The organism is Agarivorans sp. Toyoura001 (assembly GCF_005405585.1).
Classification (GTDB): domain Bacteria; phylum Pseudomonadota; class Gammaproteobacteria; order Enterobacterales; family Celerinatantimonadaceae; genus Agarivorans.
This window is the reverse complement of record NZ_BJEQ01000008.1, coordinates 58,113-74,330: the sequence shown is the minus strand read 5'-3', so window position 1 is coordinate 74,330 and position 16,218 is coordinate 58,113. Positions and strand designations below refer to the sequence as shown.

Below are 16,218 nucleotides of genomic sequence, written 5' to 3'. Positions count from 1 at the left end.
TCGTGAGTCGTCAACGTGCCCTAGAAAAAATTGCCAAGTGTTTAGAATTGGGTAACTCCTCAAATGTTCATGAGGCCGCCCAAGCTATTCGTATGGCCCACCGTTTAATGCTTAAACACGGTTTAGATCAAGCCGATATTGAGCTGATTCAAATGGGCAAAACCTCTACCCAAACCTTACTGCCTGCCAATGTTGGTGAAAACATCCTGCGTATTATTCGCGGTATTAATGGCCGCTTTGGTGTTGAAGCGGTATTAATTAATCACAAAGGCTTAAAACGCGCTGAATTTGTAGGTTTAGCTGAACGCGCAGTATTTGCCGCTTTTGCTTTTGATATCGTTTACCGAGAAATGAACCAGCAAGTAGGGTCGTTCCGTAATAGTTTTGCTGGTTCGGGTACCGACAACGTAACACTTGCTCGCAGAGTTGCCTCGTTTACTGCCGGATGGTTAGAAGGTGCGCTAGAAAAACTGCCTGACTTAGTTACCGATGGCCGCAACGAGCATATGGATGACTACTTAGATGAAATGTTTGAGAAGTTAGATCGCGAAACCTTTAAAGCTAAAATTAAAGCCTCAATGGGCCAGTTAACCCCTGATTTTCAAACCGGTATAAAGAAAGGTCGTAAGTTGTCGGTTAATCGCCCGGTTGAAGGTGCACGCGGACCCACTTTGTTACGTCAGCATTAACTTGCCCGGTGAGTCCGAGCAAGTTAAGCCAATACCTTTAGCTTACTTTTAGAATTTTACTGGTGTTGGTATGGCCGGTTTGGTCAAACACATCACCATGAGTCAGTATGACTAAATCCCCTTTATTTAAATAACCCTGCTCTTTTAACAAGGCTATCGCGGTGTGTGAAACCGAAATAATATCTTCGCTGCTTTCATCAAAATGAATTGGGTAAACCCCGCGATAAAGCGCACAGCGGCTGAGCGTTTTGGCATGGCGTGATAAAGAGAAAATCGGTAAACCACTACTTAAACGCGACATCAGTAGCGGTGTGCTGCCAGATTCAGTTAAGGCGATAATCGCTTTCATGCCCTTCATGTGGTTAGCAGCAAACATGGTGCTCATGGCTACTGTTTCAGAAATGCTTTCAAACACCTCGTTAATTCGGTATTTAGAAACGTTTATGCTGCGTTGCTTTTCTGCGCCTAAACATACGGTTGCCATGGCTTGTACGGTTTCAATAGGGTATTCGCCAGCGGCCGTTTCACCTGAAAGCATTACCGCGTCGGTACCGTCGAGTACCGCGTTGGCCACATCCATGACTTCAGCGCGGGTTGGCATGGGTGCGCTAATCATCGATTCCATCATTTGCGTGGCGGTAATCACTGCTCGATTATATTTGCGGGTTAAACGAATTAAGGTTTTTTGAACGCCAACGAGCTCTGCATCACCAATCTCAACACCTAAATCGCCACGCGCTACCATTACTGCGTCTGAGGCTTTAATAATGTCGATCATTGCTTCTTCTGTTGCAACGGTTTCTGCGCGCTCTACTTTGGCTACGAGCTTTGTGGCCAAGCCAGCTTGTTGAGTAAGACGTCTTGCATAGTGCATGTCTTCGCCACTATTGGGGAAGGAAACGGCTAAGTAATCAACTTCAATTTTTGCAGCGGTTAGAATATCGGCTTTGTCTTTGTCGGTAAGTGCCGCAGCAGATAAGCCTCCACCCAGTTTGTTAATGCCTTTGTTGTTAGACAAAATGCCACCAATGGTTACTTCAGTAGTTACCTGACTATTTTGTACACCTGTTACTTTTAGTTGGATACGACCATCATCAAGTAACAAGGTATCACCGGGCTCTACGTCGTTTGGTAGATGTTTGTAATCTAGGCCAACTTGCTTTTCATCACCCAGGCCTTTGCCTAGCTCACTGTCTAATACAAACTGGTCACCTAAGTTAAGGTTTACTTTGCCATCTTTAAAGGTAGATACCCGAATTTTTGGACCTTGTAGGTCACCCAATATAGCCACATGAACTTTATGTTTAGCCGCTATTTCGCGAACTTGTTTGGCGCGGGCTAAATGGTCTTCAGCGGTGCCGTGGGAAAAGTTTAGCCGCACCATGTTTGCGCCATTTAAAATTAACTGCTCAAGTACATCGTCTTTGTCGGTGGCGGGGCCTAAGGTGGTGACAATTTTAGTGCGTCTTAACATGTTGCTTATCCTTAAAAAGAGTGAGATGTCTGTTTAAATCCGCTGTTACTGTTTTAATTATATGTAAATCGGCTTGTCTCTTGGTTTTTTTTTAACTCTCAAGTACATTGCCCTTTAGGGATATTATTCGTGTGGGGAAGAAGATGAAACAAGCAATCTTGGCAGAAATGAAAGTACTGCCAGAAATCGATCCAGAATACGAAGTGAAACGCCGAATCGAGTTTATTAAAGAGCGTTTACAACAAGCAAAAGTAAAAACCTTAATACTCGGGATCAGTGGTGGTGTAGATTCAACTACCACAGGACGTTTGGCTCAACTAGCGGTTGAACAGTTAAATAAAGACACTAATAGCCAAGATTATCGCTTTATCGCTATGCGTTTGCCTTTTGGTGAGCAAAAAGACGAAGCCGATGCGCAGCTTGCTTTAAGCTTTATCAAACCTTCTCATATTGTTACCACCAACATTAAAGCCGGCACCGAGGGTTTACACCAAAGTGCCAGTGAAAGCTTACTCGCTGCAGGTTTAACGATGCCAAACCAAGCTGCGGTAGATTTTGCTAAGGGCAATGTAAAAGCCAGAATGCGAATGGTGGCACAGTACGAAATTGCTGGTCTTACGGGTGGCTTGGTGATTGGTACCGATCACTCGGCAGAGAATCTTACCGGTTTTTATACTAAACATGGTGACGGAGCCTGTGATATTGCGCCTATCTTTGGTTTGAATAAACGCCAAGTTCGTCAGGTGGCGGCTTACTTAGGGGCACCAGAGCCGCTGATTGGTAAAGCACCCACTGCAGATTTAGAAGAAGACCGCCCACAATTGCCAGACGAAGTGGCGCTAGGTGTAACATACGATCAAATTGATGACTTTTTAGAAGGTAGAGCGGTAGAGGCTGAAGTAGAACAGAAGCTGTTGGCGATTTATCAGCGTACTCAACATAAACGCCAAGCGATACCTACCATTTACGATTAAGCCCATTTCCATAGGGTATAAGCCGAGCTCGCCAGGGTTCGGCTTTGTTTGATCTGCATCCTATATTGTTAGCATGACTTGTTGTCTAATTGCAGCCGAATTTTTTGAGGAATCCATTTTGGGCAACACCATCCTATTTAGTCTCGACCTTTTTGGCACTGCAGTATTTGCTATCTCTGGGGTGCTAATTGCTAGCCGCAGAAAAATGGATTTATTTGGTGCTTTAGTTTTAGCCTGCGTAACTGCCATTGGCGGAGGTACCATTCGGGATATGGCGTTAGGTGCCAGCCCAGTATTTTGGGTAGAAAATGGCTTGTACCTTTGGGTTATTCTCATTGCCAGCTTAAGCTCGGTATTATTACTCAATAACTTTCCAACACCGCCTCGTTGGTTACTACCTGTGGCCGATGCTATTGGAATGGCGGTATTCATGGCGATTGGTGCGGAAAAAGCCCTGCAATATGGCGCGCCAATGATTGTGGCCGTTACCATGGGGGTTATTACTGCTTGTGGTGGAGGAATGATCCGTGACGTGCTGGCTAATCAAGTTCCCTTAGTATTACAAAGAGAAGTGTACGCCACTGCATGTATTGTTGGTGGTTTGGTTTGGGTGGCGGCATTATTTTTAGAGTTTTCGGCCACACTTGCCACCAGCGCCTGCATTTTTACGGCGCTTATTATTCGTTTAGTGGCTATTCGTTATCATTTGTCGCTTCCTAAGCTTGCCAAAAACCGTCAGTAATTACTTATTAACTACAAGCTGTGTGCGATATCTCTCACAAGCTTGTGCGTTAACAGCAGCAAAGCTTACAAAGTTTAAAAACAATTAATCATAAAAAACAATGATTTAGTGTTTTTGTCAGTTTTTGTAAGTAAAAAAGTGAAAGTTTTTTTGTTTATCGGCTTTTTCTAAAAATTAGTTTCCGTATAGTTGTTTGTGCACGGAGGCACTGACGTTTATCAGGAAGAGAAACGTAGCAGGAGCTAAAAAGGACAACTACAGGATGTAGTAAAGGGACACCTCCTAGGAAGGAGACGTGCAACTGGTATGGAAGACCGGTTATGCCATAGAAGGCTAAAGGACAGCTCAAAGGATTTGAGAAAAGGATAACTACAGGACGTAGTAACACAGTCAAAAAGGATTGCAGGGAGCAACTACCCGTTCACGGATTTGAGCGATATGACTACTAGGGGCGACACGTAAGTGTCGCCCCGACCTTTTTCTAAGACCCAGCCAAGTGCTGGGTTTTTTGTTTGTGCTGTTAGTTATTATTTTGTACCTCTTTAAATCTGCTTAATCTTGTTAAATAGATTATTAAACTGCATTTTGATCTATATGGTGGTTTTAATCACTTACTTGTTTGTTTCTGTTAGATGCTTGTCTGGTGATCCTCCTTTAGCTGTGTAAGAGATCGACCATTCTATTATCGGGATAAGTCCTTTTGTTTGTCAGCAAGTAAACTAGCTTGTATTTATATTTCAAATACTTACCTTTTGTTACCCCTTAAGTAATAGTTTTGTTTGGTGTTTTTTATTTTGGGGTGGCTAGGCTTTTATAGTGACTACGGTAAAGTACTAACCATCAGGAAGAGCAAGGATTCAGGAAGAATTAGGCAGGACGCCAAGGTATATAGGACGCAAGGCTCAGGATGAGCGGCTTATCAAGGTAGATGAGTTTAGGATGTCAGCACAGGAGTGCTAGAAGGGCGAAATACCAACAGCTTCAGGATGAAGTATCAGGACACCTCCAGGACGGAGCGAGCAAGCGTTTAGGATGAATGCTTATGCCATAGAAGGCTAAAGGAAAGCCCAAAGGAATTGGGAAGAGGAAACGCTAAGGATTAGTGTAAAAAAGTCAAAAAGGATTGCAGGGAGCAATTAACGTTCAGGGAACTAGAGCGATATGACTACTTTAAAGGCGATACTTCGGTATCGCCTTTTTCTTTGCTTAAGGCTAAATATTTCACTTCCCCTCTACTGCTTTCCTAGGCTAATTATTGTTCAAATAGTTTTTTAGTTGGTTTGCATAGCTGCTGGTAACTTTTTATCTTTTATAAGCCAGTAACAGCTTTACTTTATTCGCTAGCCTTGGTGTGAGAGATCTGCCCGACCTAAGCTCAGAAATATCACTGCTTTTACTTTCGATATTTAAAATATTTTTTATTTTTCAGTTGCTTGGTGATTTCTGGGTATTTCTTGAACTAGAAAAAGTAAAAATAAATTTTTGGGCTACTGGGATTAGTCAGTCAAAACGGTAAAGTACTAACCATCAGGACGAGCCAAGGCTTAGGAAGAGTCAGGGCAAGATGCCAAGGTACAAAGGAAGCAAGGCTCAGGATGAGCAGACTTATCAAGGTAGATGAGTTAAGGATGTCAGCACAGGCGTGCTAGAAAGCAAAGTACCAAACAGCTTCAGGATGAAGTAAAGGACACCTCCAGGATGGAGAGAGCAAGCGTTTAGGATATGAATGCTTATGCCATAGACGGCTAAAGGATAGCCCAAAGGAATTGGGAAGAGGAAACACTAAGGATTGGTGTAAAAAAGTCAAAAAGGATTGCAGGGAGCAATTACCCGTTCACGGATTTGAGCGATATGACTACTAAAAAAGGGCGATACTTCGGTGTCGCCCTTTTTTTATTGCTTAGTGCCCCACCAATTTGCTTGCTTCATTAAATAGCTAAGCACCAGTAAACTGCTTAAACCCGCTAGGGTATGGGCAATAATAATTGCCAAGAAAATCAATTTACTGCTTCCCATTAGTGCACCTAAGTAGATAGCCGGTAACATAAAACCAAATAAGCGAATTAAGTTAATGGCCATCGCCAGCAACGGCTTAGCTAGCGCATTAAGAGTTTGTGCCAATAACAAAGGTACCGCCATCATGCCGTAACAAAATGGCACCAGTTGCAAATAGTATTGGCTCAGCTCTGCCACCTCTGCATCATGGTTTAAGCTTTGGCTAATAACTGGGGCCAGTAAGTACATTAATACTGCCAGTAGTAGCTGCCAAACAACCGCCAAGCGAATTGCATGATGCACAATATATTGTGCACGCGCCGCTTGGCCTGCGCCTACATTTTGCCCCACTAACATAGGGATCACTGAATTGATGGCCATTACTCCAATAAACAATAAGGCCTCAACCCTAGTTGCAAAACCATAAGCCGCCACCGTCGCGGTGCCTGCACTGGCTAGTATTACTAAAGTAACGGTAGTTGCTATTGGTGTGAGTAGTTGTGAAAACACTGCGGGTAGCGCAATGCTTAACAGCTTTTGCCAAGAACTAAGCAATTGTTGCCACGAGCATAATTCAAAGCGCAGTAATTTAAGTTTAAATTTTAGTAAGTAAAACGCCACTAAGAAGGTCAGTGCCCAAGCAATTGCCGTGGCTAGCGCAGCGCCTTGCACGCCCATTGCGGGAATCGGCCCCCAACCAAAAATAAGAATGGGATCGAGTACGCCATTCACAATGCCCGCTACTAACATCACCATACTGGGGGTTTTGCTGTCGCCACTGGCGCGAATAGCGGCATTTCCCACCATGGGAACCACCAGTAAGGGTACTGATAAGTACCAAATCTGCATATATTGCTCGATATAAGGCATTACCGGTAATTCAGCGCCCAAATTGCTAAAAAGGGGAAATATGCTTACATAACCTAGGCTGGCGATGAGTATTATTAGCAATAAACTGAGTAGTAATCCGTGGCTGGTTAAGCGAGCTGCTTGCTGTTGCTGCTGAGCGCCCAATAGCCTACCAACGTGAGACGACAAGCCAATGCCTAAACCCATGGCAATACTGGTTATCGCAAAGGTAATAGGAAAGGTGAAAGACACACCCGCGAGTTGATCGGTGCCTAACATAGCCACAAAAAAGGTATCAACAAGGTTAAAGAAAATGATCGCAAAAATGCCCACAAAACTGGGGCTGGCTTTTTTAATGATAAGAGGCGTGATGGGGGCATCAAGCAATTGTTGGCGTTGTTGTTCCATTAACATCAGGCTTTAAGGTCTTGCGCTCAGTATACTTGGCTAGCTGCTTTAGCGAAAGAATCCAGCTTTAGCATGAAAAACTACCATTAGCTGTTCATTTTTTAATCGCTATTGTTGTTTTTAAGAGCGGAAAACGGTAAATTGCGCCTTCCTAAATTGCGAGAGAAGTTATGTCTCAGTTTGACAGTATTCGCCCTTACCAAGATTCTGAAGTAAAAAGCACGCTTAAACGTCTAATTAATGACCCTGAATTTACCTCTACACTGATTAAGTTTCGCTTTCCACGCGCCCGTGGAGCCTTTTTAGCGCTAACTTCATTTGCCTTGCGCCAAGTGCTTAAGTTTAAAGTAAGAAATGTGAACAAAGTTTACGACTTCCAAGTAATGGTAGAGCGTTACATGGCTCACATGGTGAAAACAACTACCTCGCAATTAAGCTCTAGCGGTTTAGACCACCTCGATTTAAGCAAACCGCATTTGTTTATTTCTAACCACCGCGACATTGCTTTAGATCCCGCCTTTGTAAACTACATTTTGCATAACAACGGCCAAGACACCGTGCAAATTGCGATTGGAGACAATCTGCTAACCAAACCTTGGGTGGCGGATATGATGCGTTTAAACCGGAGTTTTATTGTTAAACGTTCGGCCAGTGCTAAACGAGAGAAGTTGGCAAACCTAAAAGAGTTGTCTGCATACATTCAACATACTTTGAATGAAACCGGTGACCACATTTGGATTGCTCAGCGTGAAGGCCGCGCTAAAGACGGTTTAGATATTACCAACTCGGCACTTATTTCAATGTTGGCGCTGAATAAACCTAAAGAGCAAAGCTTTGCTGAATACATTAGCCAGTTAAACATTGTGCCTGTGTCTATTTCCTATGAGTTTGACCCTTGCGACTTAGCCAAAGCCAATGAATTGGTAGAGCAAAATGAACATGGCGAATATCAAAAACAAGAACACGAAGACATTTACAGCATTTCGCGAGGCATTGTGGGTCAAAAAGGCCAGGTACATGTGCACTTTGCTGAGCCGCTAAGTGGTGAATATGAGTCAGCCAAAGAAGTGGCCGAAGCCTTAGATAAAGCAATTATTGGTAATTACCAACTCATGCCTACCAACTGGATAGCCCTGGGAGATGCGATTCCTGAAGGTATTCCTGCTAACGAATTGGCTAACGCTAAGCGCTATTTTGAGGCGAAGTCTCGCGATGTTAGTGCAGAGGTCCGATCTCAGTTGTACGCAATGTACGCAAACCCGATCAAGGCTAGACAGCAACTATCTGAATAATAAGGTTTTTAAAACTTTAATATTGCCTTGGCACTGTATCTGCATACCCCTTAATAGGTATCAAATTTAAGGGGTAAACCATGTTCAGAACCAAAACCAGCCAAACCATTGCTAATGTCGTTGCCGATCAAGATAAACTTGAGCAATTGCTTTCTTTAATGCTGCCTGATGAGTTGAGTGAGCTAGATCAAATGGGGTCGCAACGTTGCCGCAGAAAGCGACAAGCTAGCGGACGTTCGCACTCAATTTCGGCCAAACTTTAGTCATTAAGCCTTAATATATTTACTGTGTAATCGTCTGATACTGATAGACTATATTCAAAGAGCCAACGAATAGGTTCTCCATCTCAGTTATTCAGCATAAAATAAGACAGCACAGTATATGACCTTAAAAACTCAAGCGGGTGTGTCATTTCCACTCGGCGCGACTTACCAAGGTAAGGGCGTAAATTTTAGTATTTTCTCTAAAAGTGCTACGGGAGTAAGGCTTTTTTTATTTAAAGAAGTGAACTCTCGTAAACCTTTTGCCGAAATCTCTTTAGATGCAAACTTAAATCGAACAGATCACTACTGGCATATCTTTGTCGAAGATCTAGAAGTTGGCACCTTATACGGCTATCAAATAGACGGCCCTTGGGAGCCAGAGCGCGGTTTGCGTTTTGACCCAAGTAAAGTCCTGCTCGACCCCTACGCTAAAATTACTCATTTCCCCGATAACTACCTACGCCAAGTGGCTGCACGCCATGGTCACGTTAATACCAACCAGTGTATTAAAGGCGCAGTGGTAGATTCGCGTGGCTTTGACTGGCAAGGCACACATCCTATTAAGCGCTCGCTGCAAGATACGGTGATTTACGAATTGCACGTAGCGGGTTTTACTAAGCATCCATCTTCGGGGGTGCCAGAGCATAAACGGGGTACTTATGCCGGGGTAATTGAAAAAATCCCTTATCTTAAAGAGCTTGGAGTTACCGCCATTGAACTGATGCCAGTGCAGCAGTTCGATTTACAAGATGCACCACTAGGCAAGAACAACTATTGGGGCTACAGCCCAATTAACTTCTTCTCGCCGCATAATGCTTACAGCTCAGATAAAAGTGTTTGTGGCGCCTTTAACGAATTTAGAACCATGGTGCGTGAGCTACATAAAGCCGGCATTGAGGTTATTTTGGATGTGGTATTTAACCACACCGCAGAAGGTGGCCACGACGGACCTACCTTAAGCATGAAGGGTTTGCAAAACGACACCTACTACATGCTAGAGAATGAGAAACGTTGGTATAGCAACTATTCTGGCTGCGGCAATACTTGTAATGCTAACCACTCGGTAATGCGCCGGATGATTCGAGACGCACTGCGTTTTTGGGTTAACGAAATGCATGTAGACGGCTTTCGTTTCGATTTAGCCTCGGTACTCGCGCGTGACTCTAAAGGTCATGTAATGAAAGAGCCGCCATTGCTATGGTCAATCGATTCAGATCCTTCGCTCGCCGGCACTAAAATTATTGCCGAAGCGTGGGATGCCGCAGGTCTGTATCAAGTCGGTGAGTTTGTTGGCGACCGTTGGAATGAGTGGAATGGTAAATTCCGCGATGACGTACGTTCGTTCTTCCGCAGTGACTCTGGCGTAGTGGGTAAATTTGCTTCGCGTTTATTAGGCAGCCCAGACATTTACTACAAAGATAACCACTCGCCACAGCGCTCAGTTAACTTGGTGACCGCTCACGATGGTTTCACCCTCAATGATTTAGTCAGCTACAACGATAAACACAATCTTGAAAATGGCGAAAACAATCGTGATGGTGACAACCACAACATTAGTTATAACTACGGTGTAGAAGGGCCAACCTTAAACCCTAAAGTGAATGACTTGCGCGAACAGCAAATGAAGAACTTCTTTGTTACCTTGCTGCTGTCGCTAGGTACACCAATGATTACCATGGGCGACGAAGTTAAGCGTACTCAAGGTGGTAATAACAATGCCTATTGCCAAGATAACGAAACCTCATGGTTTGATTGGACCCTAGTGGACAAAAATCCAGAGCTACTGCGTTTTGTGCAAGAGCTGATTAAGCTGCGCCGTTACGACGATGTACTGGAAGAGAAAATTCACTTAAGCCTGTCAGATGTGATTCACGATGCCAATATTGAATGGCATGGGGTAAAGCAAGGTCAACCAGATTGGTCTGAGAATAGTCACTCTGTTGCCATGACCATGTTAGACCCATATAGCAAAGATCGCATGTATATGGTGTTTAACTCCTACTGGGAAGAGTTAGAGTTTGAAGTTCCAAGCATTGAAGGGCATTGGTTTATGCTGGTAAATACTTCCGCAAAATCGCCAGAAGATGTGTATGACTTTAAAACGGCACCTATGCTCGAAACCGGTTCGGTTAAAGTCGCGGCGCGCTCGGTAATGATATTTGTGGCTAACCCGCAAATAGAAAAACGTATTGAGGATGTCTGCTAAGCAGCTTTATCTGTAATAAGGGCTGGGCAATGCTTAGCCCAAGATGGGTGGGAAGCGTGTGAATAGCTAAACACGCTACCCAACATCAACACCAATAATAAAACCCGCACACCAATCGATAAAAACGCCATGTTCTGTTCCTCTTTGCCTCCGTCCTTGTGAATGTTTGTTTATTTGCTATCAAATGATTTGAGAGCAGTATTAACGGAAAGTTTCACTTTTTTAATAGCTTACGGATATTTGTTTGATAAAAGTGACTCAGGTTGGATTTTTATGCTGAGATAACAAATTCTTGTTGTATTCGTAATTAGTCAGTTTTTGTTACTTGTTCATTTCATAATATCGGCCTGAATTCAGCGCATTGCTGGGTTAACTGACGCCGCTTAACTATGGAACTAGCAAGGTTGTTAGGTTCATCGAAGTGAGCGGCACTACTGATGTGAATGAGAACGATTATTTGCTCACTGTTATCGCAGTGAATAGTTAAGTGATAAGCAAACGGAACAATATTACTGTGAATACTCAGAAACTAAATAAAGCGCTCTATCAAAGGACCATGCTGCTGAGAACGATACTAGCGTCGGTTACCTTATTGCTGATGGTAAGTTGCACCATGGAAGTCAATGCAGGCAATATCGCACGAGTAAAAACAAGCGATTTAAAACAAGCGATTTAAAACAAGCCTAATTGAGCGCTGGTGATTTGCTCAAAATCTAAGTTAATAAAAGGCAAAATTCCATCGGCAATTGGCTGTAATTGCTTATCTAAGTAGTGCTGATAATCAATTTGGTTAATACGGTTAGTAATGGGTTCGGGGCCATTTATGGTCATCCAATAAGCAATGCTACCCTTGTTTTGATATTGCAGTGCTTTGCCTAAGGCTTTGTTATGTTCATCGGCTAGGCGTGCTGCGCGCACTTGAGGCGGCACATTTTTTACATATTCGGCTAGCTTGCGGCGTAGTCGTTTGCGGTAAATGAGCTGCTGATCGAAATTTCCCGCCATTAGCTGTTCCACAGTATCTAATACAAACTGTCGCGGATCTTGGTCTGCAAACAAACGCTCTAACAGGCCGGTTTGAAATATCTTAGCCATTTCGGTCCAATCAGAACGCACTGTTTCTAGGCCTTTAATTACCATTTGGTTTTGCGCAGTTAAACCGGCGTAGCGTTTCTTGCTACCAGTTTCCGAGCCACGAATGGTGGGCATTAAGAATCGCGAAAAATGGGTTTCAAACTCAATTTCCAAATGGCTGTCTAGTTGCATCTCATTGGCCAATTTTTGCTGCCAATATTGATTTATACCTTCGGCCAGTTGCAGGCCAATTTGTTTGGCTTGCTCTGGATTCACCTCTTGGTTTAGCCACACAAAGGTAGAATCGGTATCGCCGTAAATTACTTCATGACCTTGCTTGACGATCCAATCAGCGGTTTCTTGCATCAGCTGGTGGCCGCGCATGGTAATTGAGCTGGCTAAGCGCGGATCGTGAAAACGGCAACCGGTCGATCCCAGTACCCCATAAAAGCTATTCATTAAAATTTTAATCGCTTGCGAGCGCGCGCTGTCTTTATCGGCTTTAGCTTGATCGCGCTGTAACCACAGCTGATTAATTATCTCTGGCAAGAAATGCTTGTCGCGACTAAATACACCGCCTCTAAAGCCCTCAACGGCAGTGTCTGGCTTAGCTAGGCCTTCAATAAGCCCTAATGGGTCAATTTTAAAAGTACGAATGATAGAGGGATACAGGCTCTTAAAATCCAATACCAACACATTTTTGTACAAACCCGGTTTAGAGTTCATCACATAGCCACCGGGGCTATCGGCCACAAAGTCGCGGGTTAAATTGGGCGCTATATAACCGGCGCGATGCAGTTTAGGTAAATATACGTTGGTAAAGGCGGCCACCGAGCCACCGCTTCGGTCTAACATCAAGCCGGTGAGCTGGCTACGCAAACACAAATATTCCAAAATCTGGGTGTGTTTAAAAATATCTAATACCAGTTTGCAGTCTTCGAGGTTGTAAGCCGCTAGTTGCGGTTTGTTATGGGCGAAGTTGTGGTTAATTTCGGCCATACGGTCGTGCACTTCATCCACCAGTTTGCCGCGATTTAATAGCTGCTGGGCAACATTTTCTAGGCTAAAACTATCGAACTGGTAAGTAGCCGACTTTAGTGAGTCGATGCCGTCCACCACCACGCGCCCAGGAATACTTATAAAGCCAGTGTGCTCATTATCGCTGCGCTCGCGCCAGCGGGCAGCCCCTTGCTCACGGCCAATCGCCAGTTTTAAGCCATGTAAGGCAGCACGTTTAACCAGCAATCTAAAATCAAAATTGATGACATTCCAACCAATTATGATGTCCGGGTCAATGCTTTGAAACTCAAGTTCTAGCTGCTTTAGCAGAGCATATTCGTTGGCTAACCATGTGATGGGCGTATCGGCGGCTTGCTCGGGGCCGATCATCAATACCCGTTGGTAGTTATCGCTGTATAAACCAATGGAATATAGCTGGCCTTTTTCGCTGCATTCTATGTCTAGCGATAATACCGACAGCGTAGGCGTATATTGGGCCGTTTTGATTTTGGCCTGTTGCACTGCCGGGTATTGCGGATTAGTGCTTTGCTCGCCGGCAAAGGCCATGCTGCCATAACAAAAACGCTCGGTAAGAAAGCGCTCATGCAGTTTTATGTCGCTTTCAAAGCAGTGTAAACCAGCCTGCCTTAGTTGTTGGGCTGCGTTGTAGTGCTCGTCTATGCTGGCAAAGTAACAAGCGCTGATGGCTTGATGCTGAAAAGTGTTTAACTCAAGCTGCTGATGTTTGGCCAGTGCACTCCCTAGCACGTCTTGTACTTGTGGGAGTTCTGAGCTTAATACAAAAAATACCGGCTGCTGGTCATTTACCTCTAGGCGGATTGGCCCATTGTCGCTGGCCAGCCACAATTGAATGCAAGCGCGGCCTTGGCGATCGTAACTATTGGCGGTCAGTAAAAAACCTTGTCCTAGTTTTTTATTCAACGAGTTATATTACCCTTGATACTCAGATTACTTTTTATCCTTAACGCAGGCTTTTCTATATAATTCCAAGAGCAATATGCCAGCATTAGAGTTCCAACAAACGCCAAAATAAACATTTCAAATGGTTTAATACCTGGAATGCTGATAGCTATGCATTGTTGAATTGGCCAAGCATAGATGTACATACCATAAGAATAGTCTCCTAATTTATTGTAATTTAGTATTTTCCCATTTGGTAAGTAAGCTGCGCATAGAATAAGGTAGGGGGTAAATAAAATATAAACAACGAAAGAGTACTGTGTGTTTAAAATCAAAAAACTACTCGCTAGAATAGCAGAAGCCGTAAGCATCAGTGGATAGGTTAAACTAATTCTATTTCTTATAATATATAAACTACCACCAATGAAAAAAGCGCTCGAAAATCTGAAGAATTTAGTATAAAACCAATGTGGTTTAACATCGTTTAGATGAGAGTAGAGTAAGAATGAGGTGCTAAATATGGCTATAGTTATTGTAGCGAATGGCAACCATGAGACATCTATAGCAAGTTTTCTAGTAAAAAAATAAGCGCCACCTAGTAGTATTAGTAAAAAATACATCCGTAGTTCCCATGGCAGGGTCCATAAAGAGCCATTTACGCTCCTGTCTAATGGTGCGTCTAAAAATACACTAGGTAAATACTGAGCATCGGTCAGAATAATAGAAGAGTTGTAAACTACAAATTGTAGCGTTTCTGAATGGGTTAAGAAATTCAGCGTGTGTAAATCGGTTACCACTATTCCTATACAGCAGCAAAATAATACAGATACTAGTAACGCTGGATATATTCGTAGACATCTTGCTACAACAAAATACTTAATGGAGTTAGTAGTTAATAGGCTTTTGCAAACCAGAAGCCCACTAGTAAGAAAAAAAATGTCTACGGCAATATAGCCTAATGATACACCGAGATATTGAGTCACTGGCTCACTAGTGCGTAAACCAGTTGAAAGCGCGAAGCTATGACTAAAGATAACTAAGCTAGCAGCTACCATTCTTATCAGGTTGAAGCAGTTATTTCTACTGTTAATAACATTGTTTAATTCCATTTATGTTCCTTACAAAATCCATTTTTAAGAGCTGTATTAAATTTTTATTGGATAGAGAATGATTTTCTTAACTTAGCACAAAGCGCAACAAGTTCGCTAATTTAGCAGCTTGCTGCTTACGTTGTTTATTCGACCATTTGTGAATAGTGGTTAATGTTAGCCAGCTAATAGACAAGCCTCTGCTTTGCTAGCACAGTGGCTAAATAGCCAAATGAATAATGGGAGCAACAATGCAAAGCCAATTTGAGCGAATGATGGCCGGCCTTAGTTTTAATCGCTGGGATAAAGACTTGGGCGAGCGCCGTTTAGCTACCAGGCAAATTACCCACAAGTTTAATCAAACGGCACCCGAAGAAGCCGAACTGCGCGAAACCTTGGTGCGTGATCTATTTGTAAAAGTAGGCAGCAATATCGAAGTATGCCCACCACTTACTGTGGATTATGGCGATACGGTATTTATTGGCGACGACGTATTCATTAATACCAATTTCACTTTGGTTAACTCGGGCAAAATTACTATTGGTAATCGGGTGATGATTGCGCCCAATGTCAGTTTGTTCTCGATTAATCACGCCTTAGATCCTGAGCTACGCAAAACCTACATTAATCAACAAGGCGAGCGAGAAGTGATCGACTACCCCGCGCCCATTACCATTGGTGATGATGTATGGATTGGTGGTCATGCCGTTATTCTTGCAGGCGTAACGGTTGGTAATGGATCCGTTGTGGCTGCTGGCGCGGTAGTAACTAAAGATGTGCCCGCAGGCGTATTGGTGGGTGGAAATCCGGCTAAAGTTATTCGTGAGATAAAAGCAGGGGAAACGGTGCGCCAAACATTTAATTAATGTGTCTGATTGTATTTTTTGGGGCTGTGTAAATGTTGGTTAGACAGAATAGGAAGCCTCAAATTTGTAATCTCTAGAGTCAATTGTCGTTGATCTCAGAGGTTTTAATCAATTGGAAAGGCTCATTAATTTTTTGTGATTACTGGGGGATTTATGAGCAAACGAAACACCTTTCTTAAGTCCACTTGATCTTAATCATATGTATTTGATTTATGAATAAAATTACTCGACTACTACATCTAGTGGTATTTACAATTGTTAGCCACAATATGATGAAAAACAAGGGAGTTTTATCATATAGCACAAATACTTGTGGGATACCGGCAACACGAGGAGGCTTAAATATTTGAGCTGTAGCTAAAAGCTACAAATCCGATA

12 protein-coding genes are annotated in these 16,218 nt (G+C 43.2%); 7 read left to right on the top strand and 5 right to left on the bottom strand.

Translation table 11 applies throughout. The annotated features are described in order from the left end of the window. Positions 1-2: 2 nt before the first annotated feature. Positions 3-689 carry a DUF2786 domain-containing protein gene (locus tag FFR00_RS11355; protein WP_137673517.1) on the top strand — a complete coding sequence of 229 codons (687 nt, stop codon included), beginning with the start codon at positions 3-5 and terminating at the stop codon, positions 687-689. A gap of 37 nt (positions 690-726) precedes the next feature. On the opposite strand, the gene pyk is transcribed toward FFR00_RS11355, so the two are convergent. Beyond that, positions 727-2,163 (bottom strand): pyruvate kinase, encoded by a 1,437-nt coding sequence (gene pyk, locus FFR00_RS11350; protein WP_235836212.1) that lies wholly within the window; start codon positions 2,161-2,163, stop codon positions 727-729. Between the two features lie 143 nt (positions 2,164-2,306). On the opposite strand from pyk, the gene nadE reads away from it, so the two are divergent. Then, positions 2,307-3,137, top strand: a complete 831-nt coding sequence (nadE, locus tag FFR00_RS11345; RefSeq protein ID WP_137673515.1) for an ammonia-dependent NAD(+) synthetase — start codon at positions 2,307-2,309, stop codon at positions 3,135-3,137. A gap of 73 nt (positions 3,138-3,210) precedes the next feature. After that, entirely contained in the window at positions 3,211-3,879 is a 669-nt protein-coding gene (locus FFR00_RS11340; protein WP_373681407.1) for a trimeric intracellular cation channel family protein, read from the top strand. A gap of 1,893 nt (positions 3,880-5,772) precedes the next feature. Here FFR00_RS11340 and FFR00_RS11335 read toward each other — a convergent pair. Next, positions 5,773-7,131, bottom strand: coding sequence for an MATE family efflux transporter (locus FFR00_RS11335; RefSeq protein ID WP_161985153.1), 1,359 nt, complete (start codon positions 7,129-7,131; stop codon positions 5,773-5,775). A gap of 170 nt (positions 7,132-7,301) precedes the next feature. On the opposite strand from FFR00_RS11335, the gene FFR00_RS11330 reads away from it, so the two are divergent. The 3 genes from FFR00_RS11330 to glgX all read left to right on the top strand — a co-directional run bounded on the left by FFR00_RS11330 (position 7,302) and on the right by glgX (position 10,892). Continuing rightward, on the top strand, positions 7,302-8,423 hold the full coding sequence (locus tag FFR00_RS11330) for a 1-acyl-sn-glycerol-3-phosphate acyltransferase (protein WP_137673512.1): 1,122 nt from the start codon (positions 7,302-7,304) through the stop codon (positions 8,421-8,423). A gap of 80 nt (positions 8,424-8,503) precedes the next feature. Further along, entirely contained in the window at positions 8,504-8,686 is a 183-nt protein-coding gene (locus FFR00_RS11325) for a hypothetical protein (RefSeq protein ID WP_137673511.1), read from the top strand. Between the two features lie 118 nt (positions 8,687-8,804). Further along, positions 8,805-10,892, top strand: coding sequence for a glycogen debranching protein GlgX (glgX, locus tag FFR00_RS11320; RefSeq protein ID WP_137673510.1), 2,088 nt, complete (start codon positions 8,805-8,807; stop codon positions 10,890-10,892). Here glgX and FFR00_RS21975 read toward each other — a convergent pair. The 3 genes from FFR00_RS21975 to FFR00_RS11310 form a co-directional block, all read right to left on the bottom strand. Further along, the gene (locus FFR00_RS21975) at positions 10,889-11,023 is read right to left on the bottom strand and encodes a hypothetical protein (RefSeq protein WP_255437875.1); all 135 of its coding nucleotides are present in this window, start codon (positions 11,021-11,023) and stop codon (positions 10,889-10,891) included. The genes glgX and FFR00_RS21975 overlap by 4 nt on opposite strands. A gap of 541 nt (positions 11,024-11,564) precedes the next feature. After that, entirely contained in the window at positions 11,565-13,907 is a 2,343-nt protein-coding gene (locus tag FFR00_RS11315; RefSeq protein WP_137673509.1) for a DNA polymerase II, read from the bottom strand. Continuing rightward, complete coding sequence (locus FFR00_RS11310) at positions 13,904-14,995, bottom strand: acyltransferase (protein WP_137673508.1); 1,092 nt, start codon at positions 14,993-14,995, stop codon at positions 13,904-13,906. The genes FFR00_RS11315 and FFR00_RS11310 overlap by 4 nt, the downstream gene beginning before the upstream one ends. Positions 14,996-15,225: 230 nt before the next feature. On the opposite strand from FFR00_RS11310, the gene FFR00_RS11305 reads away from it, so the two are divergent. Beyond that, positions 15,226-15,840 (top strand): sugar O-acetyltransferase, encoded by a 615-nt coding sequence (locus FFR00_RS11305; RefSeq protein ID WP_235836211.1) that lies wholly within the window; start codon positions 15,226-15,228, stop codon positions 15,838-15,840. The last annotated feature ends 378 nt before the right edge of the window (positions 15,841-16,218 follow it).

What these genes read in the sequence shown, in the direction of transcription:
- FFR00_RS11335 (WP_161985153.1), bottom strand. Translation starts at nt 7,131, where the DNA reads ATGGAACAACAACGCCAACAATTGCTTGATGCCCCCATCACGCCTCTT.
- pyk (WP_235836212.1), bottom strand. Translation starts at nt 2,163, where the DNA reads ATGTTAAGACGCACTAAAATTGTCACCACCTTAGGCCCCGCCACCGAC.
- FFR00_RS11305 (WP_235836211.1), top strand. Translation starts at nt 15,226, where the DNA reads ATGCAAAGCCAATTTGAGCGAATGATGGCCGGCCTTAGTTTTAATCGC.
- glgX (WP_137673510.1), top strand. Translation starts at nt 8,805, where the DNA reads ATGACCTTAAAAACTCAAGCGGGTGTGTCATTTCCACTCGGCGCGACT.
- nadE (WP_137673515.1), top strand. Translation starts at nt 2,307, where the DNA reads ATGAAACAAGCAATCTTGGCAGAAATGAAAGTACTGCCAGAAATCGAT.
- FFR00_RS11340 (WP_373681407.1), top strand. Translation starts at nt 3,211, where the DNA reads ATGACTTGTTGTCTAATTGCAGCCGAATTTTTTGAGGAATCCATTTTG.
- FFR00_RS11310 (WP_137673508.1), bottom strand. Translation starts at nt 14,995, where the DNA reads ATGGAATTAAACAATGTTATTAACAGTAGAAATAACTGCTTCAACCTG.
- FFR00_RS11325 (WP_137673511.1), top strand. Translation starts at nt 8,504, where the DNA reads ATGTTCAGAACCAAAACCAGCCAAACCATTGCTAATGTCGTTGCCGAT.
- FFR00_RS21975 (WP_255437875.1), bottom strand. Translation starts at nt 11,023, where the DNA reads ATGGCGTTTTTATCGATTGGTGTGCGGGTTTTATTATTGGTGTTGATG.
- FFR00_RS11330 (WP_137673512.1), top strand. Translation starts at nt 7,302, where the DNA reads ATGTCTCAGTTTGACAGTATTCGCCCTTACCAAGATTCTGAAGTAAAA.